Here is a 19,218-nt window from a genome sequence, read left to right on the forward strand (position 1 = left end):
TGGTAGCATGGGGGCTTGGCTGCTAGGGGACATCATGGCGGGCTGCTTTATTTCCCTCGAGGGCATCGAAGGTGCCGGCAAAACCACCCAGATGCACCGGCTGGCTGCTTGGCTCCAGCGCCTGGGCTATAGCGTCTTGACCACCCGCGAACCCGGCGGCACCGCGCTAGGTCAATCCCTGCGGTCCTTGCTGCTGCATCACGTGCTCCCCGAGCGCAGCGAGTTACTCCTGTACGCCGCCGACCGGGCCGCCCACGTCGCCCAGGTCCTGCAACCCGCCCTGCAACGACAACAGGTGGTCCTATGCGACCGCTATACCGACTCGACGGTGGCCTACCAGGGGTACGGGCGGGGCATGGACCTCCACCTCATCGAGCAAGTCAACGCCATTGCCACCGGCGGCCTCATGCCCGATTTGACCCTGTGGTTGGATGTGCCGGTGGAAGTCGGACTCCGGCGGGTGCGGGGGCGGGGCGCCCTCAACACCATCGAACAAGAGTCCCTGGCCTTTCACGAGCGCGTGCGCCAGGGGTATCAGGCCCTTGCCGAGCAGCATCCCCAGCGCATTTGCCGGATTGATGCCGCATCGGACACAGAAACCGTTTTCAAACAGATTCAGGCGGCGATTGAGGGTCGCTGGAGTGCCCATGCCAGCGAATGCCAATAAACAAGTCGTACAGAAAGCTCAGGAAACTGCGGGAATCCTCCCATAACCCCAGCGTCTGCGGCGACCCATGGGCCGTCAGTGTGGGTTTCATCAGGTGGTACACCCGCTGGTAGTGATACCAGGGAATCGAAGGCCAGAGGTGGTGAATCAAGTGATAGTTTTGGCCTAGGATTAACCAGTTCCAAAGGCGGCTGGGATAGACCCGCGCATTGGTCCAGCGGCCCCGCTCGCGAAATGGCCGGTGGGGCAAGTAATCAAAAAACAATCCCAGCGCCAGTCCCACCACCAGCGCCGGCGAAAACCAAAAATTCATCAGGTAGCCCAAAAAGCCGTAGTAGCAGGCGGCCCCAATCACCCCCGCTACAATCAACCGGCTGATGCCCCATTCCCACAGGTCATTGCCCTGCCACAACCGCCGCCGGAAGAAGTAGATCTCGTGGTAGAAAAACCGTGCGGCGATCAACCACAGCGGCCCGCCGGTGGAGACAAAGTGGTCCGGGTCATTTTTCGGGTCGTTGACGTGGGCGTGGTGCTGCATGTGGACGCGCGTAAATACCGGGAACGTAAACCCCAACATCAAAGCGCTCACATGGCCCATCGCTGCATTGAGCCACCGATTTTGGTGCGCCGCCTGGTGGGACGCATCGTGGATCACCGTCCCCGCTAAATGCAACGCCAGCACATTACACCCAAAACACAACGGCGGCCACCAGTCCCAGCACCAGTACCCCAACGCTGAACTCACCGCCAAGCCCAACGCAAGACTGAAAATGGCCAAGGTGGGATTCCAATAGTTCCCAGGCGCAACCAGGTACTCCTTCGGCGGCAGATGCAACACCGGCGGCGCAACCATGAACGCAGCTCCTCCAAAAAATAGTCGAGTTACCCCAATTGTTTACTATAGGACAGAATGAGAAATAACATGAAGTTTTGTTAATGGGTGGAGCGGAGGCCGTGCTAGAGTGGGAGAGCGAGGGTGGGAGTGAGACAATGACGGCAATTTCCGAGCCTTACGGGGAGCGGCTCATTCGCGAGGCCAAGCTCATCACCTTTCCCAACCCGCGTCCAGGGCGGCGGTATTGGATTCACATCACGCTGCCGGAGTTCACCTGCAAATGCCCCTTTTCGGGCTATCCCGACTTCGCCACGATTTATCTGGACTACATCCCCAACCAAAAGCTGGTGGAACTCAAGTCCATCAAGCTTTACATCAACAGTTATCGGGACAAACAGATTTCCCACGAGGCGGCGGCCAATCAAATCCTGGATGATTTTGTGGCAGCGGTGGAACCTCTGGCGGTGCAATTGAAGGCGGACTTCAACCCGCGCGGCAACGTGCATACGGTGGTGGAAGTGGTGTACCCGGATTCACCAACGGGGAAATTGTCGGAGCAGTTGCTCCACCTGGTCGGCGGGCAGGGGCCGGCAGAATAAAAAGCCTTGGGCGTAACGACAGTTGAGGGTCTCTAACAGTTGGCGCTGGGCGGCAGTCTCCACCCCTTCGGCGGTTACCTCCATCTGTAGGCTCCGGGCTAGAGTCATGATCACCCGCACGATTTCCTCCGATTCCCGGTCTTGCCCTATCTGGGACACAAAGGACCGGTCAATCTTGAGATGGTCAATGGGAAACCGATGCAACCGGCTCAGGGACGAATGACCCGTACCGAAATCGTCAATGCAGGCACGGACCCCCATCGTCTTGAGCTGGCGCAGCACCGTCGCCGCCGCATCGGAACTGGCCAGCACTGTCTCGGTAATTTCTAAACACAGGCACGCCGGCGGTAAACCGGTCGTCGCCAGGATTTCCTGTACCTGCCTCACCAGATGCGGATCCAGGAACTGTCGCCCCGACAGGTTGACGCTCAGGCGTACCGTCGCCATGTCGGGCCATTCGGTTTGCCACCGCCGCATTTGCCCGCAGGCCTCCTGGAGCACCCATTGTCCCAGTGGGAGAATGAGACCGGTTTCCTCCGCCAGGGGGATAAATTCCGTCGGCGACACCCAGCCCCAGTCGGGATGGAGCCAGCGCACCAGGGCCTCGAGGCCGGCCAAGCAACCGCTCGCCAAGTCAATGATGGGTTGGTAGTACAACTGGAGTTCCCCCCGGTCCATCGCCCGACGCAGATCGGTCTCCAGTTGTAGGGTGCGCAGGGCCGCCCTGTGCATTCCCTGGTCGAACACCACCGTACAAGCTTTGCCTCGGGATTTGGCCTGATGCATTGCCACGTCCGCATCCCGCAGGATCTCCTCTGGACAGCGATACGGGCCTGGACCCAGCACGATGCCAATACTGACGCTGGTGAAGACCTCCAGCCCGTTGTGTCCGACGGGAAACGGCTGGCGAAAGGCGTGATGAATCCGCTCCGCCACTTGGCAGGCTTCGGCCACGCCGGTGATGCCGCGAAGCAGGACGGCAAACTCATCGCCTCCAAACCGAGCCAGCAGGTTCTTTGGCGTCACACACTGGCGCAACCGCTGGGCAATCATCACCAGCAGCTCGTCTCCAGCCATGTGTCCCAGACTGTCGTTGACCACCTTAAACCGGTCTAAATCCAGAAACAGCACCGCAAAATGCAGGGGCGGTTCGGATATTTGCAGGGCCGCCGTCAGTTGTTCCCAAAACAGGGCACGGTTGGCCAGGCCAGTCAAGGCGTCGTGGGTGGCATCGTGACGCAGGCGAGCTTCCGTCTCCTTGCGGCGGGTGATGTCCGTTAGGGAACCAGCCATGCGATAGGCTTGTCCATCCGTGTCCCGCACCGCCAAGCCCCGGCACAGCACCCAGCGATAACGCCCATCGCGGTGAGCCAGCCGGTGTTCGCTCACAAAATAGTCCGTCAATCCCGACAGGTGGGCCGCCAGTTCGTTGCGCACTCGCTCCCGGTCCTCCGGGTGAATCCGGCTGATCCACTCATCGGGGTTGGGGCTGAGTTCGCCCGGTTGGTAGCCCAGCATCTCCAGCCAGCGTCCCGAGAAGTACATCTCGTTCGTGGTCAAATCCCAGTCCCACAGCCCATCGTTAGCTCCCTGGAGCGCCAGCGCATAGCGTTCTTGGGTCTCCCGCAGCGCCTCCTCCACCCGTCGTCGTTCCGTCAGGTCGCTGAACGTACAAAGCACCTGGGATACCCGGCCCTGGTCATCGAACTGGGGTTCCGCTGTGACCAGCAGCCACACCCGGTCTTGCCGTTGTTGGCGGTACACCCCCAGCAGCACATTGCGTACCCTTTGCCCTGTGGTTAACGCGCGCCATACCGGCCATTCCTGGGGGGGTAACGGTTGCCCCCGTTCATCAATTACATTCCAGTGCTGGCCCTGCAGCCCATATTGCTCTAACTGGCGGGCGGTGACCCCGAGAATGTCCAGGGCGGCCCGGTTGCTCAAGAGATGTTCCCCTTGCGCACCCCACAGTTGCACGCCGACATGCAAGTCTTCGATGAGCCGGCGAAAGCGGTCTTCACTTCGGCGCAATTCAGCCTCCAACCGGCGCTGCTCCGTCACATCCAGGCCCACAAACACGGCGGCTTGCCCTTGCCGGTACTTCTGGGCAATAACCCAATAGTTGTGCGCCGCCATGCGCAATTCCGTCGCGCATCGCAGGTAGGGGTCGGGGTCGGCAAACACCCGCCGCACAAAAGCCTCAAATCCTGGATGCGGGTAAAGAAACCCCACCGGTTGCCCTGGAAAGGCTGTCACCGGCAAATTCAGCGCGTGGGCCAACTGGCGGTTTACCCCCAGGTAATGCAGGTCTTTCCCAATCCAGGACACCATGCCCGGAAACGCATCCAGCACCATCTGCAGTTCCTGGCGGTCCATACCCCCGGCGGTGGCGAGCGCTGTCACATCCAAGACCCAGCCCCAGCGTTGGCCGTGCCAGACCTGGCCATGCACCCAGACCTGCCGCAGCGTCCCGTTGGGCAAAATCCAGCCGTGTTCCACGTGTAAAACCGTGTTTTCGACCGCCAACCACTGCTCCCAAGCGTATCGCACGTCTCCCTGTTGCGACGGTGGTATCTTCTGTAACCAGTCCGCCAGGGTACAGGCGCATTCCCCGCAACTCAAACCTAATTTCTCCTGTAACAGCGGGTTACATTCGAGCCGACCTTCAGCCCACCGCCACAGGCCCCAAACCTCCACACCCGTTGCCGCCATGGCCCATTCTGGCGCTTGCTGCTCCCATGTTAACCGTACCCCCGGCCTTCTCCCAATATCAACAATTGCTACACCGTGCGAAATTTTATTGCAAAACCCCAGCGCTTCAGCAACGGATTTCTCATTTACCCGGACAATGCGAAACGAGAACGTTGTGGAGTGTAGTAGCGATGACCCAATCCACGTCTGCCCACAATTTGGGCATCAGTGATTTTTCGCCCCAGGACCGGATTGAGTGGCGCAGCCCCGCCGACACCGACTTCATCATTCGCGCCGCCTACCGGCAAGTCTTGGGCAACGACTATTTGATGAGCAGTGAGCGGCTGACCTACGCCGAATCCCAATTGCGCAACGGCAACATCACCGTGCGAGAGTTTGTGCGGGCGCTGGCCAAATCCGAGCTGTATAAACAAAAGTTTTTCTACCCGAATTCCAACAACCGCTTCATCGAGTTAAATTACAAGCACCTGTTGGGCCGCGCCCCCTACGACCAGAGCGAAATTGCCTACCACCTCGACCTGTACCACAAACAGGGCTACGACGCGGAAATTGACAGCTACATTGACAGCCCGGAATACGCCGCCAACTTTGGCGAAAATAGCGTGCCAACCTACCGGGGCTTTTGGACGCAACCGGGCCAAAAGGTGGTCGGGTTTACCCGCATGTTCCGGCTGTACCGGGGTTATGCCAACAGCGACCGAGCGCAACTGGAACACGCTATGCCCCGCCTGAACTGGGAACTCGCCCGGAACAAAGCCAGCACGGTTGTTGCGCCGTCGGGGGTCAATGACGCCTGGGCCTACCGCCCGCCCCAAAATTTCGTCTCCCAATCGCGCCAAGGTCCAACGCTGGGGCAAGACACGCGCATGTACCGGGTGGAAGTGGTTGGTCTGGCTGGACCCGGCTATCCCAAGGTGCGGCGGGTGACCACAACGTTTCTAGTGCCTTACGACCAGCTTTCCCAGCGCCTGCAACAAATCCAGCGGCAGGGGGGACGGATTGCGGGGGTAACGCCTGCATAAAGTGACCAAAGGGGGAGTAGAGAAATCCTATTCCCCCTTCATCGAACCATCAAAAGCAAAGCCGACTTATCTGTGCTGGTCATCCGTTGGGTCTTGGGGCCAAGCCTTGTTTTCTAAAAAACTAAGCTAACTTAGCTACGGCAATCCTCAAGCAGGTTGGAACAGGGGCCAGGGATTAGGAAAGGCAAACTTTTGATAGCTCAAGGCAAACTCAAATAACCACTTGACAACTGAACATGAACCTAGCCTGTACCAACAACTCCTGAGACACAGCTTCCACCAGATTTTCACTCACCATTCCGCTGTATCTTGACCATCACACGGACCTACGAAAGTCCTCGACTCCTTGGGATTTATCGCTATAGCTAAGCTGCTTTAGTTTGTCAGAGAGAAGAGAGAAAACCCAAAGGCGGGGCCGTGCGCTGGGACTCAAGGGCTGACAACCATAGATGGCTTGGCTATAAAAGCAGTCAGTTTGTCGCAGCCAAGAATTGGGGCTGGCAGCTCAGGGATTTCAGCCGTCACCCATGTCAAGCATTCTGTGCTCAGCTATAGCCACAAACTAGATGAAGCCGTCCTACGGCCTCAGCTCAGGACCTGTTATGCATAAGCAACCTCTGCGAACTTCCTTAAAATAAAGGGGCGGATATGGACAGGTATCCATGTGGCAAAAATTACAGCGACCGACCTGTGAATTGCGCTGGGGCTGGGGACGTTTTCTGCTCAAGTTTGCCAACGGATTGGAAATCCAAGGGCGACAAGAGCAATTGACGGCTCTGACATTGCTGGTCTTGGCTTACCTGGCGACGCCATCTCCCCCCACGCTACCACCTGAATCGTCCGGCGAGATGGTTCCCGTGGACGAATCCTTGCCGGCACCCCCGCGCTATCACCTGCAATTGACCGGTTTGGCGCCGGCGCTGCACCTGACGCTCCAGGAACTCTACGACTTGGCCTGGGTGTTGGAAGCGGCCCGCACGCCTCGCTTTCCTTGGTGGCAACAACTGGCCGGATGGCTAGCGCTGGGAACCGGGTTAGCCGTGGCTATTGTCTTAGCTCGCATTCCTCGCCCGGTGGAAGTGCAAGTAGTGACGCCCTTGCCGCCAAAACGCGAGAAATCAGCACCTAAAGCGCCGGCATCGCTACCACCGCCGCCCCCTGCATTGACTTTGGAGAAGGTCACCGCGCTGCCGCCGCCTGCACCACCGCCGCCAGTTCCGAAACCACAAACTCAAGCCAACCCGAAGCTTGCTCCCCAAACATCACCACCGCCAGAACTGCACGGCATCCAGCGCTATTTCCAGCAACGGTGGCAACCCCCAGACACGTTGCAACAGCCTTTGACCTACCGGTTGGTCGTCACGCCGACGGGCGCTCTCAGCCGGATCGTTCCCCTATCACCGGAAGCGGGACTGTTTCTCGACCAGACGCCCATGCCGCTTGTCGGGGAAACGTTCATGGGTGCCATTCCCAAGACGGCGCAGTTGCAAGTGGTGTTGGAACCAAGTGGACAGGTGCGGGTGTGGTTCGAGCAGTGGGTGGATTAACTGATCGTCAGCACCAGCTTGCCCATGAACCCTCCCTGTTCCAACTGGCGGTGGGCGGCAACCGCTTCGGTCAAGGGATAGGTGCGGGCGACCTTGACGCTCAAATGACCTTGGTCCACTAGGGCCGCCAGTTGCTCCAAAATACCGGTCTGGCGGATTTGCTCCTCCAGGAGATTGGCGGTCTGGGGCGTGAGCATGAGCGTGTAGCCAATCGTTAAATTGCGTTGGCGCGCCGTTTCCCAACCGGCACCCTGGGCGGGGGGTTGCAACAGCGTGACCAGGCGACCGTAGTACCGCACCGCTTTGGGGGTTTGGTGGAAGGTCTCGCCGCCAACGGTATCCAAGGCCAAATCCACGCCTTTGCCCTGGGTCTGGTACTGCACCGCCTGAGCAAAATCCGTCTCCCGGTAGTAAATCACCCCGTCAGCCCCCAGGATTTGCGCAAATTGCCCTTTTTCCAAGGAACTGACCGTGGTGAGCACCTGCGCGCCCCGGTGTTTAGCTAGTTGAATCGCCACATGCCCCACACCTCCGGCGCCCGCATGAATCAAAACCGTTTCGCCGGCTTGGAGTTGTCCCCGGTCGTACAGGGCTTCCCAGGCGGTAATCCCTACCAGGGGCAAGGCAGCAGCTTCCACAAAATCGAGCCGTTGGGGTTTGGGAGCCAGGGCTGTTTCTGGCAGGACAATGTACTCGGCATAACTGCCGGTCATACCCCCCAAGCCCCCGTAGCAGTAATAGACAGCTTGCCCTGGACGCACGCGGGTAACTTGGGAACCGCAGGCAATGACCACACCGCTCCCATCGCAGCCCAGAATGGCGGGTTGACCCGGCTGGAGTAACATGCCCCGGCGGCGCAGTTTGGTATCAATCGGGTTGACGCTGGCTGCTTTGATTTGCACAAGCACCTGGTTGGGAAATTGGATGTCCGGGCGGGAAACCGATTGGTAAGCGAGAACTTCCGGTTCGCCAGGAGTCGTCATGACAATGGCAGCCATGGACATAGGCATCCTCCGGCACGATTTGGTTAACCTATTATCGGTCAAGCCCGTAGCGGCGACGGCCCTTCCCTTAAACTGGTAAATTGGTGCCTAAAGCCGTTGGCCCATGATGACCCAATCCCCGACCACAGAACTGGAGCAGGAAGGGTTGCTGGCGCTGCAACAGTTGCCGGACCCGGAACCCCCTTTGGAGCATTGCCCGCCGTCGGTGGCCGGGAAGTTGGATTTGTTGCTGCTGGCGATTGAAGCGCTGGACTACAACGCCGCAGAACTGATGGTGATGGTGGTCAAGGAATTGGAACTGACGCGGGTGATTCCCAACCGGGTGACGCTGTGGCAACTGCGGGGGGCCAATCCCTTGCGCCGGGCCTACAATCGCCGGTTGCTCACCCTGAATCAGGCGCGGGCGCTGGTGCTGGTGCTGGTGTACCTAGCCAAACGATTGACCATTCTCATCCGGCAACTGCTCCTGGCGGCAGAACAACTGCAACAACATCACCTATCCCTGGCGCATCACCCTCGTTTGCATGACTATTGCCAGCGGTTTCGCAGCCACTTCCGCAAACGTATGAACCTGCGCCGGGAACGTCTCCAGGTTTACCGGGACGACGAGCGGTTGAATCTGCTGGCGATGGATCTGTTGAACCAGTTGTTGTTTTGCACGGGCACCTGCGGGGCACAGCGGCTCTGGGCGAGTTTGTTTGCGGGGGATGTGCTGTGAGTACGGTGGTGCGGGAATACCGGTTGCCCCATTGCACGTTGGTCTTGGAAGGCTTTAGTACCCAGATTGGCGGGCCGCTGGCGGTGCTGGTGCAAATGGATTGCTATTTGCCGGGGCTGGACCATCCCATGCGGGGGGGTCGGGAACTGCTGGAGCATTTATCCCGCACCGTAAGCGAGTATGTACAGAATTTGTTGAGTTACCGGGAACCCCGACCGGTGCATCCCCACGGGCCGGTGGCCTTGGAACCTGTTGCCCATAACCTCCACCGGTTGCGCGTCCACCCCGAACTACTACAAGACGCGCGGGAGCCGGTGCAGTTGGATTTGACCACGATTCAATTGTTTGACCTGACGGAAGCGTGCGACCAGGGCATGAGCGACCCGCAAACGCTCCCGGATTGGCGGTTCGATTTGACGCCCCGCATCCCCCGCACGGTGAAATTGGCGCAACAGGCCGTCCCGGTAGGCATGGGATTAGCGACGCTGGGGGCAGCGGCCTTGGCTTTTGCCTTACTACCAGCACCCAAAGTGGAACCGCCTCGCGAGTGGAAGGAGACGCCAGCGCCGGCGACCGAAGCCCAACCTCAACCGACACCCCCTGCACCATCACGTCCCACGCCGCAGGCCAGTCCTTCCCCAAGTCCTACGCCCATGGCAAGTCCCACAGTAGTTCTCGACCCAACGGAATACAACCGGCTACTGGCCGTGCTGTACGACGAACTGGACAAGGCCTGGACCGAACGGATTACCCAGGACATGAGTTTTCGGGTGCAGGTGAACCGCGAAGGAAAAATTGTCAACTTTATCCCCTTGGACCCTCCCACTGGCGAAGAGAAGTTACTGCCCCTGGAAAAACTCCGGCAACCTGGCGCACCCGTTGCGGAATTTCTCGTGGTGTTCAAGGCGTCAGGGGCGTTAGAAGTGGGCGCCTACTAAAGGCTGGTATAGCTTTGTTGAAGGGATGGTGGGAAAACCAAGGACGGGGCTGCGCCCTGCGACCCAAGACATGACAAGTTTGGATAACTTAGGTATAGCGCTCGTTGACCAACAAAGGTAGCTTGGCTGTAACCCAAGTACCAGTGGTGTCGTCGCCAAGCTCTAAGGCTAAACTGGGGGCAGAAACAGATGCCAGCCCGTTATGACCGTCTCACGGATCATTTTTGACCCGGAAAAAGAGAAAAGTGCAGCGCCGGACACCTGTGTGGTCTGTGGGCTGGGCAGTTTAGGACAGTATTGCGTGGTGAATCTGAAGGCATTTGGCATTCGCGTCATCGGTATTGACCTGAACCGACCCCAGCACTGGGAAGTGCGGCAATTAGACACGCTGTTGGACGGGTTGATCCTGGACGATGCCCGCAATCGCGATGTCCTGGAGCGTGCCGGCGTAACTCAAGCGCGAGCGGTCTTGGCGGTGACCAACGACGAGCGGGTGAATATCCAAATTGCCTTTGCTGCGCGCTTGCTGAGTCCCCAGGTGCGGCTGGTCATTCGTTCGGCCAAGCAGAATCTGACGGAGTTGTTGGGGCACGAATTGCACAATTTTGTGGCCTATGAACCGACCCAGATTTCGGCGGCGGCCTTTGCCTTAGCAGCCCTGGGAGAAGACATCATCGGGTTTTTTCGGGTTGGGGAGCAGTTATTTCAAGTCCACCGGCGGGTCATCTCACCGCAAGACCCCTGGGCCAACCGGCGCAGCTTACACGAACTCTACAGCCGCAGTCGCAAAGTGTTGGGGTATCAGTCAGTCACTCGTCCCACCCCGCCCGATGAACTCTACCTCTTTCGCTGGGACCCAGAAACCCTAGTGTATCCCGGCGACACCCTGATCACGGTGGAGTTGCAATCGGCGACCCGTTTAAGTCCAGTACGAACGCCGGCAACCCGCCCCACGACTCGCTGGCAATGGCCGGAGTGGTTGCGCTGGCGAAACTGGCAGGAGCGGTTCAAAACCTGGTGGGACAAAGGGGGAACCCATCGGGTAGCGCTCGTAGTGGCCGGATTAATGCTCACCCTGCTGGTCACTGGCACGGTCCTGTACGACCTGTACTACCCCGAATTGCAATTCCCCGACACCTTTTACACCACCATGATTCTGTTGCTAGGGGGGTTTGGGGATGTTTTCGGCGGCTTAGGACGGTTTGAATTGCCTTTGCCTTGGTGGTTACGGCTGTTGAGTTTGGGGTTAACGCTCACCGGCATTGCCTTTACGGGGGTGATTTACGCCCTGTTGACGGAAAAACTGCTGGCGACCCAGTTTGAATTTCTCCAGCGCCGGCCGCCTGTGCCACCCCAGGGCCACGTAGTGATTGTCGGTTCCGGTCGGGTAGGGCAAAGAGTCGCCGGGCTATTACAGGAATTTCGCCAGCCGTTGGCGGTGTTGACCTCCCAGGAAGTGGGCAATGAAGTATTACCACAACTCCCAGTGCTGAGCGGCCCCCTGCTGACCCTGCTCCCCAAAGCCAACCTGGCGACGGCCAAAAGCATTGTGACGGTGACGGATGACGAACTGGAGAACCTGGAAATTGCCCTGCGGGCGCGGGAGACCAACATCCACAGCCACTTGGTGATCCGCACCTACGACCCCCTGTTTAGCGAGAATGTGCGACGGCTATTCCCGTTTGCCCAAGTCCTGTGCGCCAATGAACTGGCCGCCGAAGCCTTTGCCGCTGCTGCCTTTGGGGAAAACATCCTGGGATTGTTTCGGCTAGAGGGGCGCACGATTTTGGTGGTGGAGTATCGCATCGAAGCCGGGGACACGCTTGACGGGCTGATCCTGGCGCAGGTGGCCTACGGGTACGGTGTGGTGCCGGTGTACTACTATTCCCAACAAGACCAGGAAGCCCGCACCATGCCCTCGGATGATTTGCGGTTGCACCCAGGCGATCAGCTCGTCGTGCTGGCCACCAGTCGCGCCTTGCAGCGGGTGGAACGGGGAGAGCGCTTGCCGCCGCGCTATCAGGTGCGCGTGGAAAAGGCCCTCAGCCGGGAAGCCCTATTTTACGGGGGAAACGTGATTGCCCAGGTCACTGGTTTCGACCTCAAACGCTGCCGCGACGTGATGGAACAGTTGCCCTGCTTGTTGCCCGAACCTATTTACCGGCATCAGGCCCAGCGACTCGTGCGGGAACTGGCCAAAGTCCAAGTCACCAGCCGGCTTATTCCACCCCCGCCGGAACGTTAAACGCTCTGGGTGTAGCCCCGTTGTCGCAGTTGTTGCACAAAAAATTCCTCCAGCGATTGCCGCTCCAGGTTCAGGCTGATAATTTCGCCGCCAATTCCTGCCACATGCTGCACGAATTCCGGCAGTGAGCGGCGCAGTTGCCCTTGCCAAAATCCCCCTTGGTACTCCAGTTGGTCTAACCAGGGAGCTAGGTCTTCCTGTGTGCCGCCGCGCCCGCGTACGTGGTAGGTGTGGCCCGTGCCCAGTAATTCCGCCAGCGTGCCCACCGCTAACAATTCCCCCCGCGCCAAAATAGCAATCCGGTCGCACAGTTGCTCCACATCCGACAAGATATGGGTGTTGAAAAAAATCGTTTTGCCCTGGTGTTTCAACTGCAAGATAATTTCCCGCACCTGGTAACGCCCTAGGGGGTCCAACCCCGACATGGGTTCATCCAGTAAAACCAAATCCGGGTCATTGACCAGCGCCTGGGCCAGGCCAATCCGCTGCAACATCCCTTTGGAATAACGACGGAGCGTTTTTTTGCGAGCCGCCGACTGGGCCAAACCCACCAAATCCAAGAGTTGGGGCAAACGCTGTTTTTGGACAGATGGGGGCACTTGATGCAACGTGGCCATCAATTCCAAGCACTCCCAGCCCGTCAGCGATTCATACAAATAGGGGTTTTCTGGTAAATAACCAATCCGTGCCTTGACCAGCCGGTCCCCCAGTGGTCGTCCCAGGACCGTGCCCCCGCCGGCGGTTGGGCGAATAATCCCCAAAACCAATTTCATAAACGTGGTTTTCCCCGCCCCATTTGGCCCGAGCAACCCAAAGGTTTCGCCCCCATAAACCGTCAAACTCACGCCGTTGAGGGATGTAATTTTCTGAGTTAACCAAAAACCGGTGCGATAGGTTTTGGTCAGGTGCTCTGTTTGTAAAACGGTGACAGGCATCCCTGGAGCCGCGAGCCGAATCGCCTCCTATTGTACCGCCGGTGGTATAGTCGAAAAAGTCCTGTTATGAATTGGCCATGACCCCCCGTGACACCTACCTGCTCAAAAGCACCCGCAAGCTACCTTTGCCCCGGCCTCCCGTCTGGATGATGCGGCAAGCCGGGCGGTACATGCGGGCCTACCGGGAGTTGCGGGAACGGTATCCCAGTTTTCGCCAGCGCTCCGAGACTCCCGAATTGGCGGTAGAAATTTCCTTGCAGCCCTTCCGCGCCTTTGCCCCCGATGGAGTCATCTTGTTTTCCGACATTCTCACACCCTTGCCGGGGATGGGGATTGATTTTGACATCATCGAAAGTCGCGGCCCCATCATTGACCCCCCCATCCGTACTGCTGAACAAATCCGGCAATTGCGCCCCCTCGAACCAGCGGTTTCGCTGCCGTTTATCGGCCAAATTTTACGCACATTGCGGGCAGAGATTGGGGATAGAGCGACGCTGTTGGGATTTGTGGGCGCTCCCTGGACCTTGGCCGCCTATGTCGTCGAAGGGCAAAGCTCCAGAGATTACACCGTGATCAAGTCCCTGGCCTACCATGAACCCCAGGTGCTGCACCAATTGCTGGGTTTTTTCGCCGAACAAATTGCCACCTACGTCATCTATCAAATTGAACAGGGCGCGGAAGTCGTGCAAATTTTTGATTCGTGGGCCGGGCAATTGTCGCCGTTGGACTACCGCACCTTTGTCTTGCCCTATCAACAAAAGCTGGTGCAAAAAGTTAAAGCGGTTCACCCCGAAACGCCCTTAATTCTGTACATCTATGGCAGCGGGGCGATTTTGGAATTGATGGCCCAAAGTGGGGTAGATGTCATTAGTTTGGATTGGACGGTGGAAATGGGGGCAGCACGGCGACGGTTGGGGGATCTGTGCGTGCAGGGGAATCTGGACCCTGGTGTACTGTTTGGGCCGCCAGCGCTGATTCGCGAACGGGTCAAGGAAATCATTCAGCAGGCGGGGCCAGTGGGACACATTATGAATTTGGGGCATGGGGTATTGGCGACGACACCAGAAGACCATGTGCGCGTATTTTTTGAAACGGTGAAGCAAACCAATTGGTTTGATGACTAAGCGCATTTTCATCACAGGCGGCAGTGGGTGCGTGGGGCACTATGTGGCGGATTTATTGATTCATCAAACGGACTATGAACTGTTTTTTCTGATTCGCCGCCCCGAAAAATTGCACTTTCATTTCCAGAGCCGTCCAGGCGTGCATCTGATTGTAGGAGATTTGCAAGATGCAGCGCCCTACGCCCACCTGTTACCCACTATGGATGCCGCCATCTTACTGGCAACCCAATGGGGGGGCGATGCCACTTTTGATGTAAATGTCACCGGTAATTTACGAATCATGAAAGCGCTAGACCCTGACCGGTGCGAGCAGGTGATTTATTTTTCCACCGCCAGCATTCTTGACCGGCAATTGCAGTTACTTCCCGAAGCCAAAACATTAGGCACCGAGTACATTCGCTCTAAATACACTTGTTACGAAGCCCTCACTGATTTGCCAATTTACCCCCGGATAACTGTGATGTTTCCCACGCTGATTGTTGGGGGTGAACCAGGCAAGCCGGCTAGTCATGTTGTGACAGAACTGGACCAGTTACCTCGCTGGTTATGGTGGCTGCGGTGGTTGCGGGCCGATGCGTGTTTTCATTTCATCCATGCCCAAGATATTGCCCAGGTGGTAGCTTACTTTTTAGCCCATCCTCCTGCGGGATTCCGGCAATTTGTGTTGGGCAATGACGTGATCTTTGTGAACCAAGCGCTCCAGGAATTGTGTGGTTATTTTGGTATGCGTTTACCCCCCTGGCAACTGAACCTGACACCAGAACGAGTGGCATTTTTCCTGAAGCTGGCGCGCCGGTTGGGAATGCAGATTTTACCGTGGGATGAGTTTTGTGCAAAGTACCGCTATTTCTGCTATGAACCTGTCATGAATCCGGCAAAATTGGGGTTACCATCTCGCTGTCGCACTCTGACAGAATTGCTACAGGTTTTAGGGGTTCATAAAAGTTGAGAATTTTGCGTCTAGCTAAGCCGCTGTAGAAACAACAGGGCTGTGAGATAGGGAGAAGACAGGAAACGGGACTACGCCCTGCAGTTCCAAGACATCACTAGCTTGGATGATTCGGCCTAAGTTTGTTGGAAAAAATAGGGCTTCGCCCTGGGATCCAAAAAGCGACAGGTGTAAGCAACTTAGCTACACAACAGCCTTTTAATTTACTTAGAAATAACCTTCAGGATATAACCCTTAGTGCTTTCCATATCTTTTACGAGCATAGAAACAGCCTTATTCAAGGCTTTATTCACAGACGCATCCGAAGCGCTGTACGTTTTGTCTAGGATAATGGCGCCATCGCTGACAAACCGGACATCTGCATCAAACGTAATCGCAGCAGATGCGCCCATCGCTTTGCTAGTTGTCACAACACCCGTTACCAATATATCGGCGCCTTTGTTCTTCGCTGCTTCTAGGGCAGCCGGAAGATTATCGTAGCTGTGCCCAGCATCAAACTTACACTTATAACTTGGACTCGCAGATAATTTTGAACTCACAGTTTGGCCAACCGTTGCGCCGATATTCTTGTTCTTGGTGGCATTACTAAAAGTAACCACCATACAACTAACTTTGCTCTGTGCAAAAGTGCTAGTAACAGTAAAGGGGATAATCGCAACAGTCACTAACATTGTTGCAAATTTTACAAGTGCTTTTGCCATTGTTGTACCCCCAACTCTTGTTATGTAAGCATACCCTAAGTTTGCCATCCTGCAGGTATCAGCTCGTGATCACTGGTCGGTTTTGGGGAGGGATAAAGTGGGAAAGGTAGGGGTGTTTTGCGGAGGATGACGCTTTACCATCTGCCGCCGGAATTGGTCCAACGCATGGCTGCCGGGGAGGTCATTGATTCGCCAGTGGCAGTGGTGCGAGAGTTAGTGGAAAATGCGTTGGATGCTGGGGCGACCCACCTGCATCTACGGCTGGAACCGGAGCAGATTCGCTTGGCAGACAACGGCCAGGGCATGACGCTGGAGATGCTCACCCTGGCGGCGCGCCCCTACACCACGAGCAAGATTCAAGCGGCGCAGGACTTCAACCAGATTCGCACGCTCGGCTTTCGCGGCCAGGCGCTCTATAGTCTGGCGCAATTGGCCCGCTTGGCCATTGCCAGTCGCTGCGCCAGTGCGGCTCAGGGGTGGCAGGTGCAGTACGACCACCAAGGGTATGTGCAACATCAACAGGTGGTGCCGCTGGCGCCAGGAACGGTGGTGACTGTGAGAGACCTGTTTGCCGATTGGCCTCAGCGCCAGCAAGCGCTGCCCAGTTGGCCCCAGCAGTTGCGGCACATCCAGCTTTGGGTCCAGCAGGCGGCGCTGTGTCACCCGCACACAACCTGGCGCATTGAAACGCCTAGCAAAACTTGGTGTCTCTGGCCAGGCGCGTTAACCGACCGCTTGAGCCAGATATGGCCCCAACTGCTCCCTGGCCTTCTTCGCTGGGAACAGGACGATGGCATCGAGCTGGCCTTGGCGTTGCCGGACCAGTACCACCGTCCTCGCCCTGACCGGATTTGGCTGGCGGTCAATGGCCGCTGTGTCGAGCTACCAGAACTAAGCACTGCCATTATCCAGCATTTTCAGCGCTTGTTGCCCCGAGGGCGCTTTCCTGTGTTGTTTGCCCACCTGCGCGTGCCGCCGGAGGAGGTGGACTGGCACCGTCACCCCGCCAAAACCCAAATTCATCTCCAGCACCTGGAACAGTGGCAAGCGCGGCTCCTGCGCCTGTGCGATGTGTGTTTACAGGCGACGCCACCAGTGAAAACCGATTACCCGCGTGTGAAAAAGCTCATGCAGGTCGCCGAAACCAGTCCCCGCTATAGCGCCCGTCCCACGGTTAAGGCCCTGGCCCAGCTCCATCGCACCTACATCGTGGCTGAGCACGCGACCGGCTTGTGGCTGGTGGAGCAGCACATTGCCCACGAGCGGGTCTTGTACGAACAATTGCAGCAGGGATGGCAGCTTTTGGCCCTGGACAGTCCGGTGATTCTCACGCAACTGACGCCGGAGCAGGTGGAGCGGTTGACCGCCTACGGCCTGGCCCCCGAACCCTTTGGCCCCCAGCAATGGGCGGTGCGCCAGATTCCCCAGGTGTTGGCTGAGCGTCCCGAGGAGTGGACAGCAGCACTGGTGACGTTGAGCCAATGCATCGACCGGGAGCAAGCCACGGTGGACCTGGCCTGTCGCAGCGCTATCCGCAACGGCACGCCCTTGACCCTGCCCCAGATGCAAACGCTGTTGGAGCAATGGCAAGCGACACGCCATCCCCGCACCTGTCCTCACGGTCGCCCGATTTGTCTCACCTTGGCGGAAGGGCAACTGGCCCGGTTTTTCCGGCGGCACTGGGTGATCGGCAAAAGTTACGGGATTTGAGCGACGCTGCTGGTGAAATCGTCCACACTGGCGTAGATGGGCAGGATTTTGTCTAGGGAGACCATTGCCAGCAGGTTGAACACCAGCGGACGTGGAGCAATTAGACCTACCTGGCCGCCAAATTGTCGCGCATGCTTATGACAGGCAACGAGTGCCCCCAAGCCAGCGCTGTCAAGGAATTCCACCCGCGATAGGTCAATGCCCACGTGGCACGCTCGCCCGGCAATCTCCTGCTCGTACTGCGCTTTGAAATGGGCCACCTGGGTGCTGTCGAAACGGGTGATGGGCAAGGTCAGCAGGGTCTCGCCGTAGGGTTCTTGGGTGGTGGGCGTGAGAATCACAACGTCCACGGGACAGGCATCCATCACTGCTTTCCCAGCATAGACCATCTCCCTGCCCAGCCCAACCGTTCCTAAAGCGATGGACATTTCTCCACAGGCTGCTGGGCAAACGGCATTCCCAACGACTTCTCCCGCCGCCAACGGAATCCCACCGGCAAGTTGCTGTCGCACGCAAACCAGGCTCGCGGATGGTCAGGTGGCCGGAGACTCACACGACACAACAATTGCGCTACGACCGCCGCTAGCACCTGGGTGAAAAGCAACCACAACGTCCACACATGCTTACCCCGATTTCTCACGGGTAGGGGAAGGTGCCGTGGACACTGCGCAAAGGAGCTGTGACTTTGGCAGGCTGGCTTCTCACCCGAGCACAAAGCTACAGCTAAGCTGCTTTAGTTTGTCAGAAAGAGGAGAGAAAACCCAAAGGCGGGGCCGTGCTCTGGGACTCAAGGGCTGACAACCATAGATGGCTTGGCTATACTCTAAACCAAATCCCTTGTCGCTTGTCCCATCGCTCGGCTTCGTTGACAGATATTCATCTCTGGCTACAAAAGTGCATCAATAGTTCAGCAGTTTCTAACCCGTCGTTATACTGAAGGCAAACCTCAGCGCTGCGTCCCTATGAAACAACGGGTCACCCTGACCTTTCCCCGCCAGATGGTGCAAATGCCCATTACCTACCGGCTGGCGAAGGACTTCAACATTGCGGCGAATATCATCCGGGCGCAGGTGGCCCCCAACCAAGTGGGCAAGCTGGTGGTCGAGCTATCGGGGGACATGGACCAAATGGCGGCGGCGCTGGAGTGGCTCAAGGACAACGGCATCGAAGTCGCCCAGAGCAGCCGAGAGATTCTCATTGATACGGACAAGTGCATTGACTGTGGGTTGTGTACGGGCGTGTGTCCCACCCAGGCCCTGGACCTGGACCGGCACTTCCGGTTGACCTTTACGCGGAGTCGCTGCATTGTCTGCGAGCAATGCATCCCGGCGTGCCCCGTAGCGGCGATTACCACCGACCTGTAACCCCCTTCCTGACCCCTGTCCAAGTGCTTGCCAACTACCGCGAAACGTAGTTTAATACCTGATCAGGGTACTTTGCTACCGCTACAACTTTGTCGCAGATTCCAGAACTAAGCTCCCCTGTCAGAGTCGTTCATCGGTGCTTTTGGCT

18 protein-coding genes are annotated in these 19,218 nt (G+C 57.7%); 11 read left to right on the top strand and 7 right to left on the bottom strand.

Going from position 1 to position 19,218, the window contains the following annotated elements:
• The first annotated feature begins 34 nt into the window (after positions 1–34).
• Complete coding sequence (gene tmk / locus NZ705_01115; GenBank protein MCS7291561.1) at positions 35–667, top strand: dTMP kinase; 633 nt, start codon at positions 35–37, stop codon at positions 665–667.
• Here tmk and NZ705_01120 read toward each other — a convergent pair.
• Positions 606–1,520: a fatty acid desaturase gene (locus NZ705_01120; GenBank protein MCS7291562.1), complete on the bottom strand. Its 915-nt coding sequence runs from the start codon at positions 1,518–1,520 to the stop codon at positions 606–608. The two genes, tmk and NZ705_01120, sit on opposite strands and share 62 nt — an antisense overlap.
• 137 nt (positions 1,521–1,657) lie before the next feature.
• On the opposite strand from NZ705_01120, the gene queF reads away from it, so the two are divergent.
• Positions 1,658–2,101 carry a preQ(1) synthase gene (gene queF / locus NZ705_01125; protein ID MCS7291563.1) on the top strand — a complete coding sequence of 148 codons (444 nt, stop codon included), beginning with the start codon at positions 1,658–1,660 and terminating at the stop codon, positions 2,099–2,101.
• Here queF and NZ705_01130 read toward each other — a convergent pair.
• Positions 2,036–4,813 carry an EAL domain-containing protein gene (locus NZ705_01130; protein ID MCS7291564.1) on the bottom strand — a complete coding sequence of 926 codons (2,778 nt, stop codon included), beginning with the start codon at positions 4,811–4,813 and terminating at the stop codon, positions 2,036–2,038. The two genes, queF and NZ705_01130, sit on opposite strands and share 66 nt — an antisense overlap.
• Before the next feature lie 170 nt (positions 4,814–4,983).
• Between NZ705_01130 and NZ705_01135 the strand changes: the two genes are divergently transcribed.
• A complete protein-coding gene (locus tag NZ705_01135; protein ID MCS7291565.1) occupies positions 4,984–5,835 on the top strand; it encodes a phycobilisome linker polypeptide in 852 nt (283 codons plus the stop codon).
• Positions 5,836–6,497: 662 nt separating this feature from the next.
• Entirely contained in the window at positions 6,498–7,382 is an 885-nt protein-coding gene (locus tag NZ705_01140; GenBank protein MCS7291566.1) for a hypothetical protein, read from the top strand.
• On the opposite strand, the gene NZ705_01145 is transcribed toward NZ705_01140, so the two are convergent.
• On the bottom strand, positions 7,379–8,380 hold the full coding sequence (locus NZ705_01145; GenBank protein ID MCS7291567.1) for a zinc-dependent alcohol dehydrogenase family protein: 1,002 nt from the start codon (positions 8,378–8,380) through the stop codon (positions 7,379–7,381). The two genes, NZ705_01140 and NZ705_01145, sit on opposite strands and share 4 nt — an antisense overlap.
• Positions 8,381–8,489: 109 nt before the next feature.
• On the opposite strand from NZ705_01145, the gene NZ705_01150 reads away from it, so the two are divergent.
• From NZ705_01150 to NZ705_01160, 3 genes are all read left to right on the top strand, one after another.
• Positions 8,490–9,104 (top strand): DUF3038 domain-containing protein, encoded by a 615-nt coding sequence (locus tag NZ705_01150; GenBank protein MCS7291568.1) that lies wholly within the window; start codon positions 8,490–8,492, stop codon positions 9,102–9,104.
• The gene (locus NZ705_01155) at positions 9,041–10,042 is read left to right on the top strand and encodes a DUF4335 domain-containing protein (GenBank protein ID MCS7291569.1); all 1,002 of its coding nucleotides are present in this window, start codon (positions 9,041–9,043) and stop codon (positions 10,040–10,042) included. Before NZ705_01150 ends, NZ705_01155 begins: the two co-directional genes overlap by 64 nt.
• 202 nt (positions 10,043–10,244) lie before the next feature.
• Entirely contained in the window at positions 10,245–12,287 is a 2,043-nt protein-coding gene (locus NZ705_01160; GenBank protein MCS7291570.1) for an NAD-binding protein, read from the top strand.
• On the opposite strand, the gene NZ705_01165 is transcribed toward NZ705_01160, so the two are convergent.
• Positions 12,284–13,222 carry an ABC transporter ATP-binding protein gene (locus NZ705_01165; GenBank protein ID MCS7291571.1) on the bottom strand — a complete coding sequence of 313 codons (939 nt, stop codon included), beginning with the start codon at positions 13,220–13,222 and terminating at the stop codon, positions 12,284–12,286. The two genes, NZ705_01160 and NZ705_01165, sit on opposite strands and share 4 nt — an antisense overlap.
• Before the next feature lie 77 nt (positions 13,223–13,299).
• Between NZ705_01165 and hemE the strand changes: the two genes are divergently transcribed.
• Positions 13,300–14,346 (top strand): uroporphyrinogen decarboxylase, encoded by a 1,047-nt coding sequence (gene hemE, locus NZ705_01170; protein ID MCS7291572.1) that lies wholly within the window; start codon positions 13,300–13,302, stop codon positions 14,344–14,346.
• Entirely contained in the window at positions 14,339–15,295 is a 957-nt protein-coding gene (locus NZ705_01175) for an NAD(P)-dependent oxidoreductase (protein ID MCS7291573.1), read from the top strand. Before hemE ends, NZ705_01175 begins: the two co-directional genes overlap by 8 nt.
• A 203-nt stretch (positions 15,296–15,498) precedes the next feature.
• On the opposite strand, the gene NZ705_01180 is transcribed toward NZ705_01175, so the two are convergent.
• Complete coding sequence (locus NZ705_01180) at positions 15,499–15,996, bottom strand: hypothetical protein (protein MCS7291574.1); 498 nt, start codon at positions 15,994–15,996, stop codon at positions 15,499–15,501.
• A gap of 126 nt (positions 15,997–16,122) precedes the next feature.
• On the opposite strand from NZ705_01180, the gene mutL reads away from it, so the two are divergent.
• Positions 16,123–17,706 carry a DNA mismatch repair endonuclease MutL gene (mutL, locus tag NZ705_01185; GenBank protein ID MCS7291575.1) on the top strand — a complete coding sequence of 528 codons (1,584 nt, stop codon included), beginning with the start codon at positions 16,123–16,125 and terminating at the stop codon, positions 17,704–17,706.
• Here the strand turns inward: mutL and NZ705_01190 are convergent.
• Together NZ705_01190 and NZ705_01195 are read right to left on the bottom strand one after the other, a co-directional pair.
• Entirely contained in the window at positions 17,694–18,134 is a 441-nt protein-coding gene (locus tag NZ705_01190) for an STAS domain-containing protein (GenBank protein MCS7291576.1), read from the bottom strand. The two genes, mutL and NZ705_01190, sit on opposite strands and share 13 nt — an antisense overlap.
• Positions 18,119–18,325, bottom strand: a complete 207-nt coding sequence (locus NZ705_01195) for a hypothetical protein (protein ID MCS7291577.1) — start codon at positions 18,323–18,325, stop codon at positions 18,119–18,121. The genes NZ705_01190 and NZ705_01195 overlap by 16 nt, the downstream gene beginning before the upstream one ends.
• A 343-nt stretch (positions 18,326–18,668) precedes the next feature.
• Here NZ705_01195 and NZ705_01200 point away from each other — a divergent pair, with 343 nt between their 5' ends.
• Positions 18,669–19,070: a 4Fe-4S binding protein gene (locus NZ705_01200; protein MCS7291578.1), complete on the top strand. Its 402-nt coding sequence runs from the start codon at positions 18,669–18,671 to the stop codon at positions 19,068–19,070.
• The last annotated feature ends 148 nt before the right edge of the window (positions 19,071–19,218 follow it).

Origin of the sequence: Gloeomargarita sp. SKYB120, from assembly GCA_025062155.1 — a bacterium.
In the GTDB taxonomy this organism is placed as follows: Bacteria; Cyanobacteriota; Cyanobacteriia; order Gloeomargaritales; family Gloeomargaritaceae; genus Gloeomargarita.

Coding starts and splice junctions, on each gene's coding strand:
- tmk (MCS7291561.1), top strand. CDS start 35: ATGGCGGGCTGCTTTATTTCCCTCGAGGGCATCGAAGGTGCCGGCAAA.
- NZ705_01120 (MCS7291562.1), bottom strand. CDS start 1,520: ATGGTTGCGCCGCCGGTGTTGCATCTGCCGCCGAAGGAGTACCTGGTT.
- queF (MCS7291563.1), top strand. CDS start 1,658: ATGACGGCAATTTCCGAGCCTTACGGGGAGCGGCTCATTCGCGAGGCC.
- NZ705_01130 (MCS7291564.1), bottom strand. CDS start 4,813: ATGGCGGCAACGGGTGTGGAGGTTTGGGGCCTGTGGCGGTGGGCTGAA.
- NZ705_01135 (MCS7291565.1), top strand. CDS start 4,984: ATGACCCAATCCACGTCTGCCCACAATTTGGGCATCAGTGATTTTTCG.
- NZ705_01140 (MCS7291566.1), top strand. CDS start 6,498: ATGTGGCAAAAATTACAGCGACCGACCTGTGAATTGCGCTGGGGCTGG.
- NZ705_01145 (MCS7291567.1), bottom strand. CDS start 8,380: ATGGCTGCCATTGTCATGACGACTCCTGGCGAACCGGAAGTTCTCGCT.
- NZ705_01150 (MCS7291568.1), top strand. CDS start 8,490: ATGATGACCCAATCCCCGACCACAGAACTGGAGCAGGAAGGGTTGCTG.
- NZ705_01160 (MCS7291570.1), top strand. CDS start 10,245: ATGACCGTCTCACGGATCATTTTTGACCCGGAAAAAGAGAAAAGTGCA.
- NZ705_01165 (MCS7291571.1), bottom strand. CDS start 13,222: ATGCCTGTCACCGTTTTACAAACAGAGCACCTGACCAAAACCTATCGC.
- hemE (MCS7291572.1), top strand. CDS start 13,300: ATGACCCCCCGTGACACCTACCTGCTCAAAAGCACCCGCAAGCTACCT.
- NZ705_01175 (MCS7291573.1), top strand. CDS start 14,339: ATGACTAAGCGCATTTTCATCACAGGCGGCAGTGGGTGCGTGGGGCAC.
- NZ705_01180 (MCS7291574.1), bottom strand. CDS start 15,996: ATGGCAAAAGCACTTGTAAAATTTGCAACAATGTTAGTGACTGTTGCG.
- mutL (MCS7291575.1), top strand. CDS start 16,123: ATGACGCTTTACCATCTGCCGCCGGAATTGGTCCAACGCATGGCTGCC.
- NZ705_01190 (MCS7291576.1), bottom strand. CDS start 18,134: ATGTCCATCGCTTTAGGAACGGTTGGGCTGGGCAGGGAGATGGTCTAT.
- NZ705_01200 (MCS7291578.1), top strand. CDS start 18,669: ATGAAACAACGGGTCACCCTGACCTTTCCCCGCCAGATGGTGCAAATG.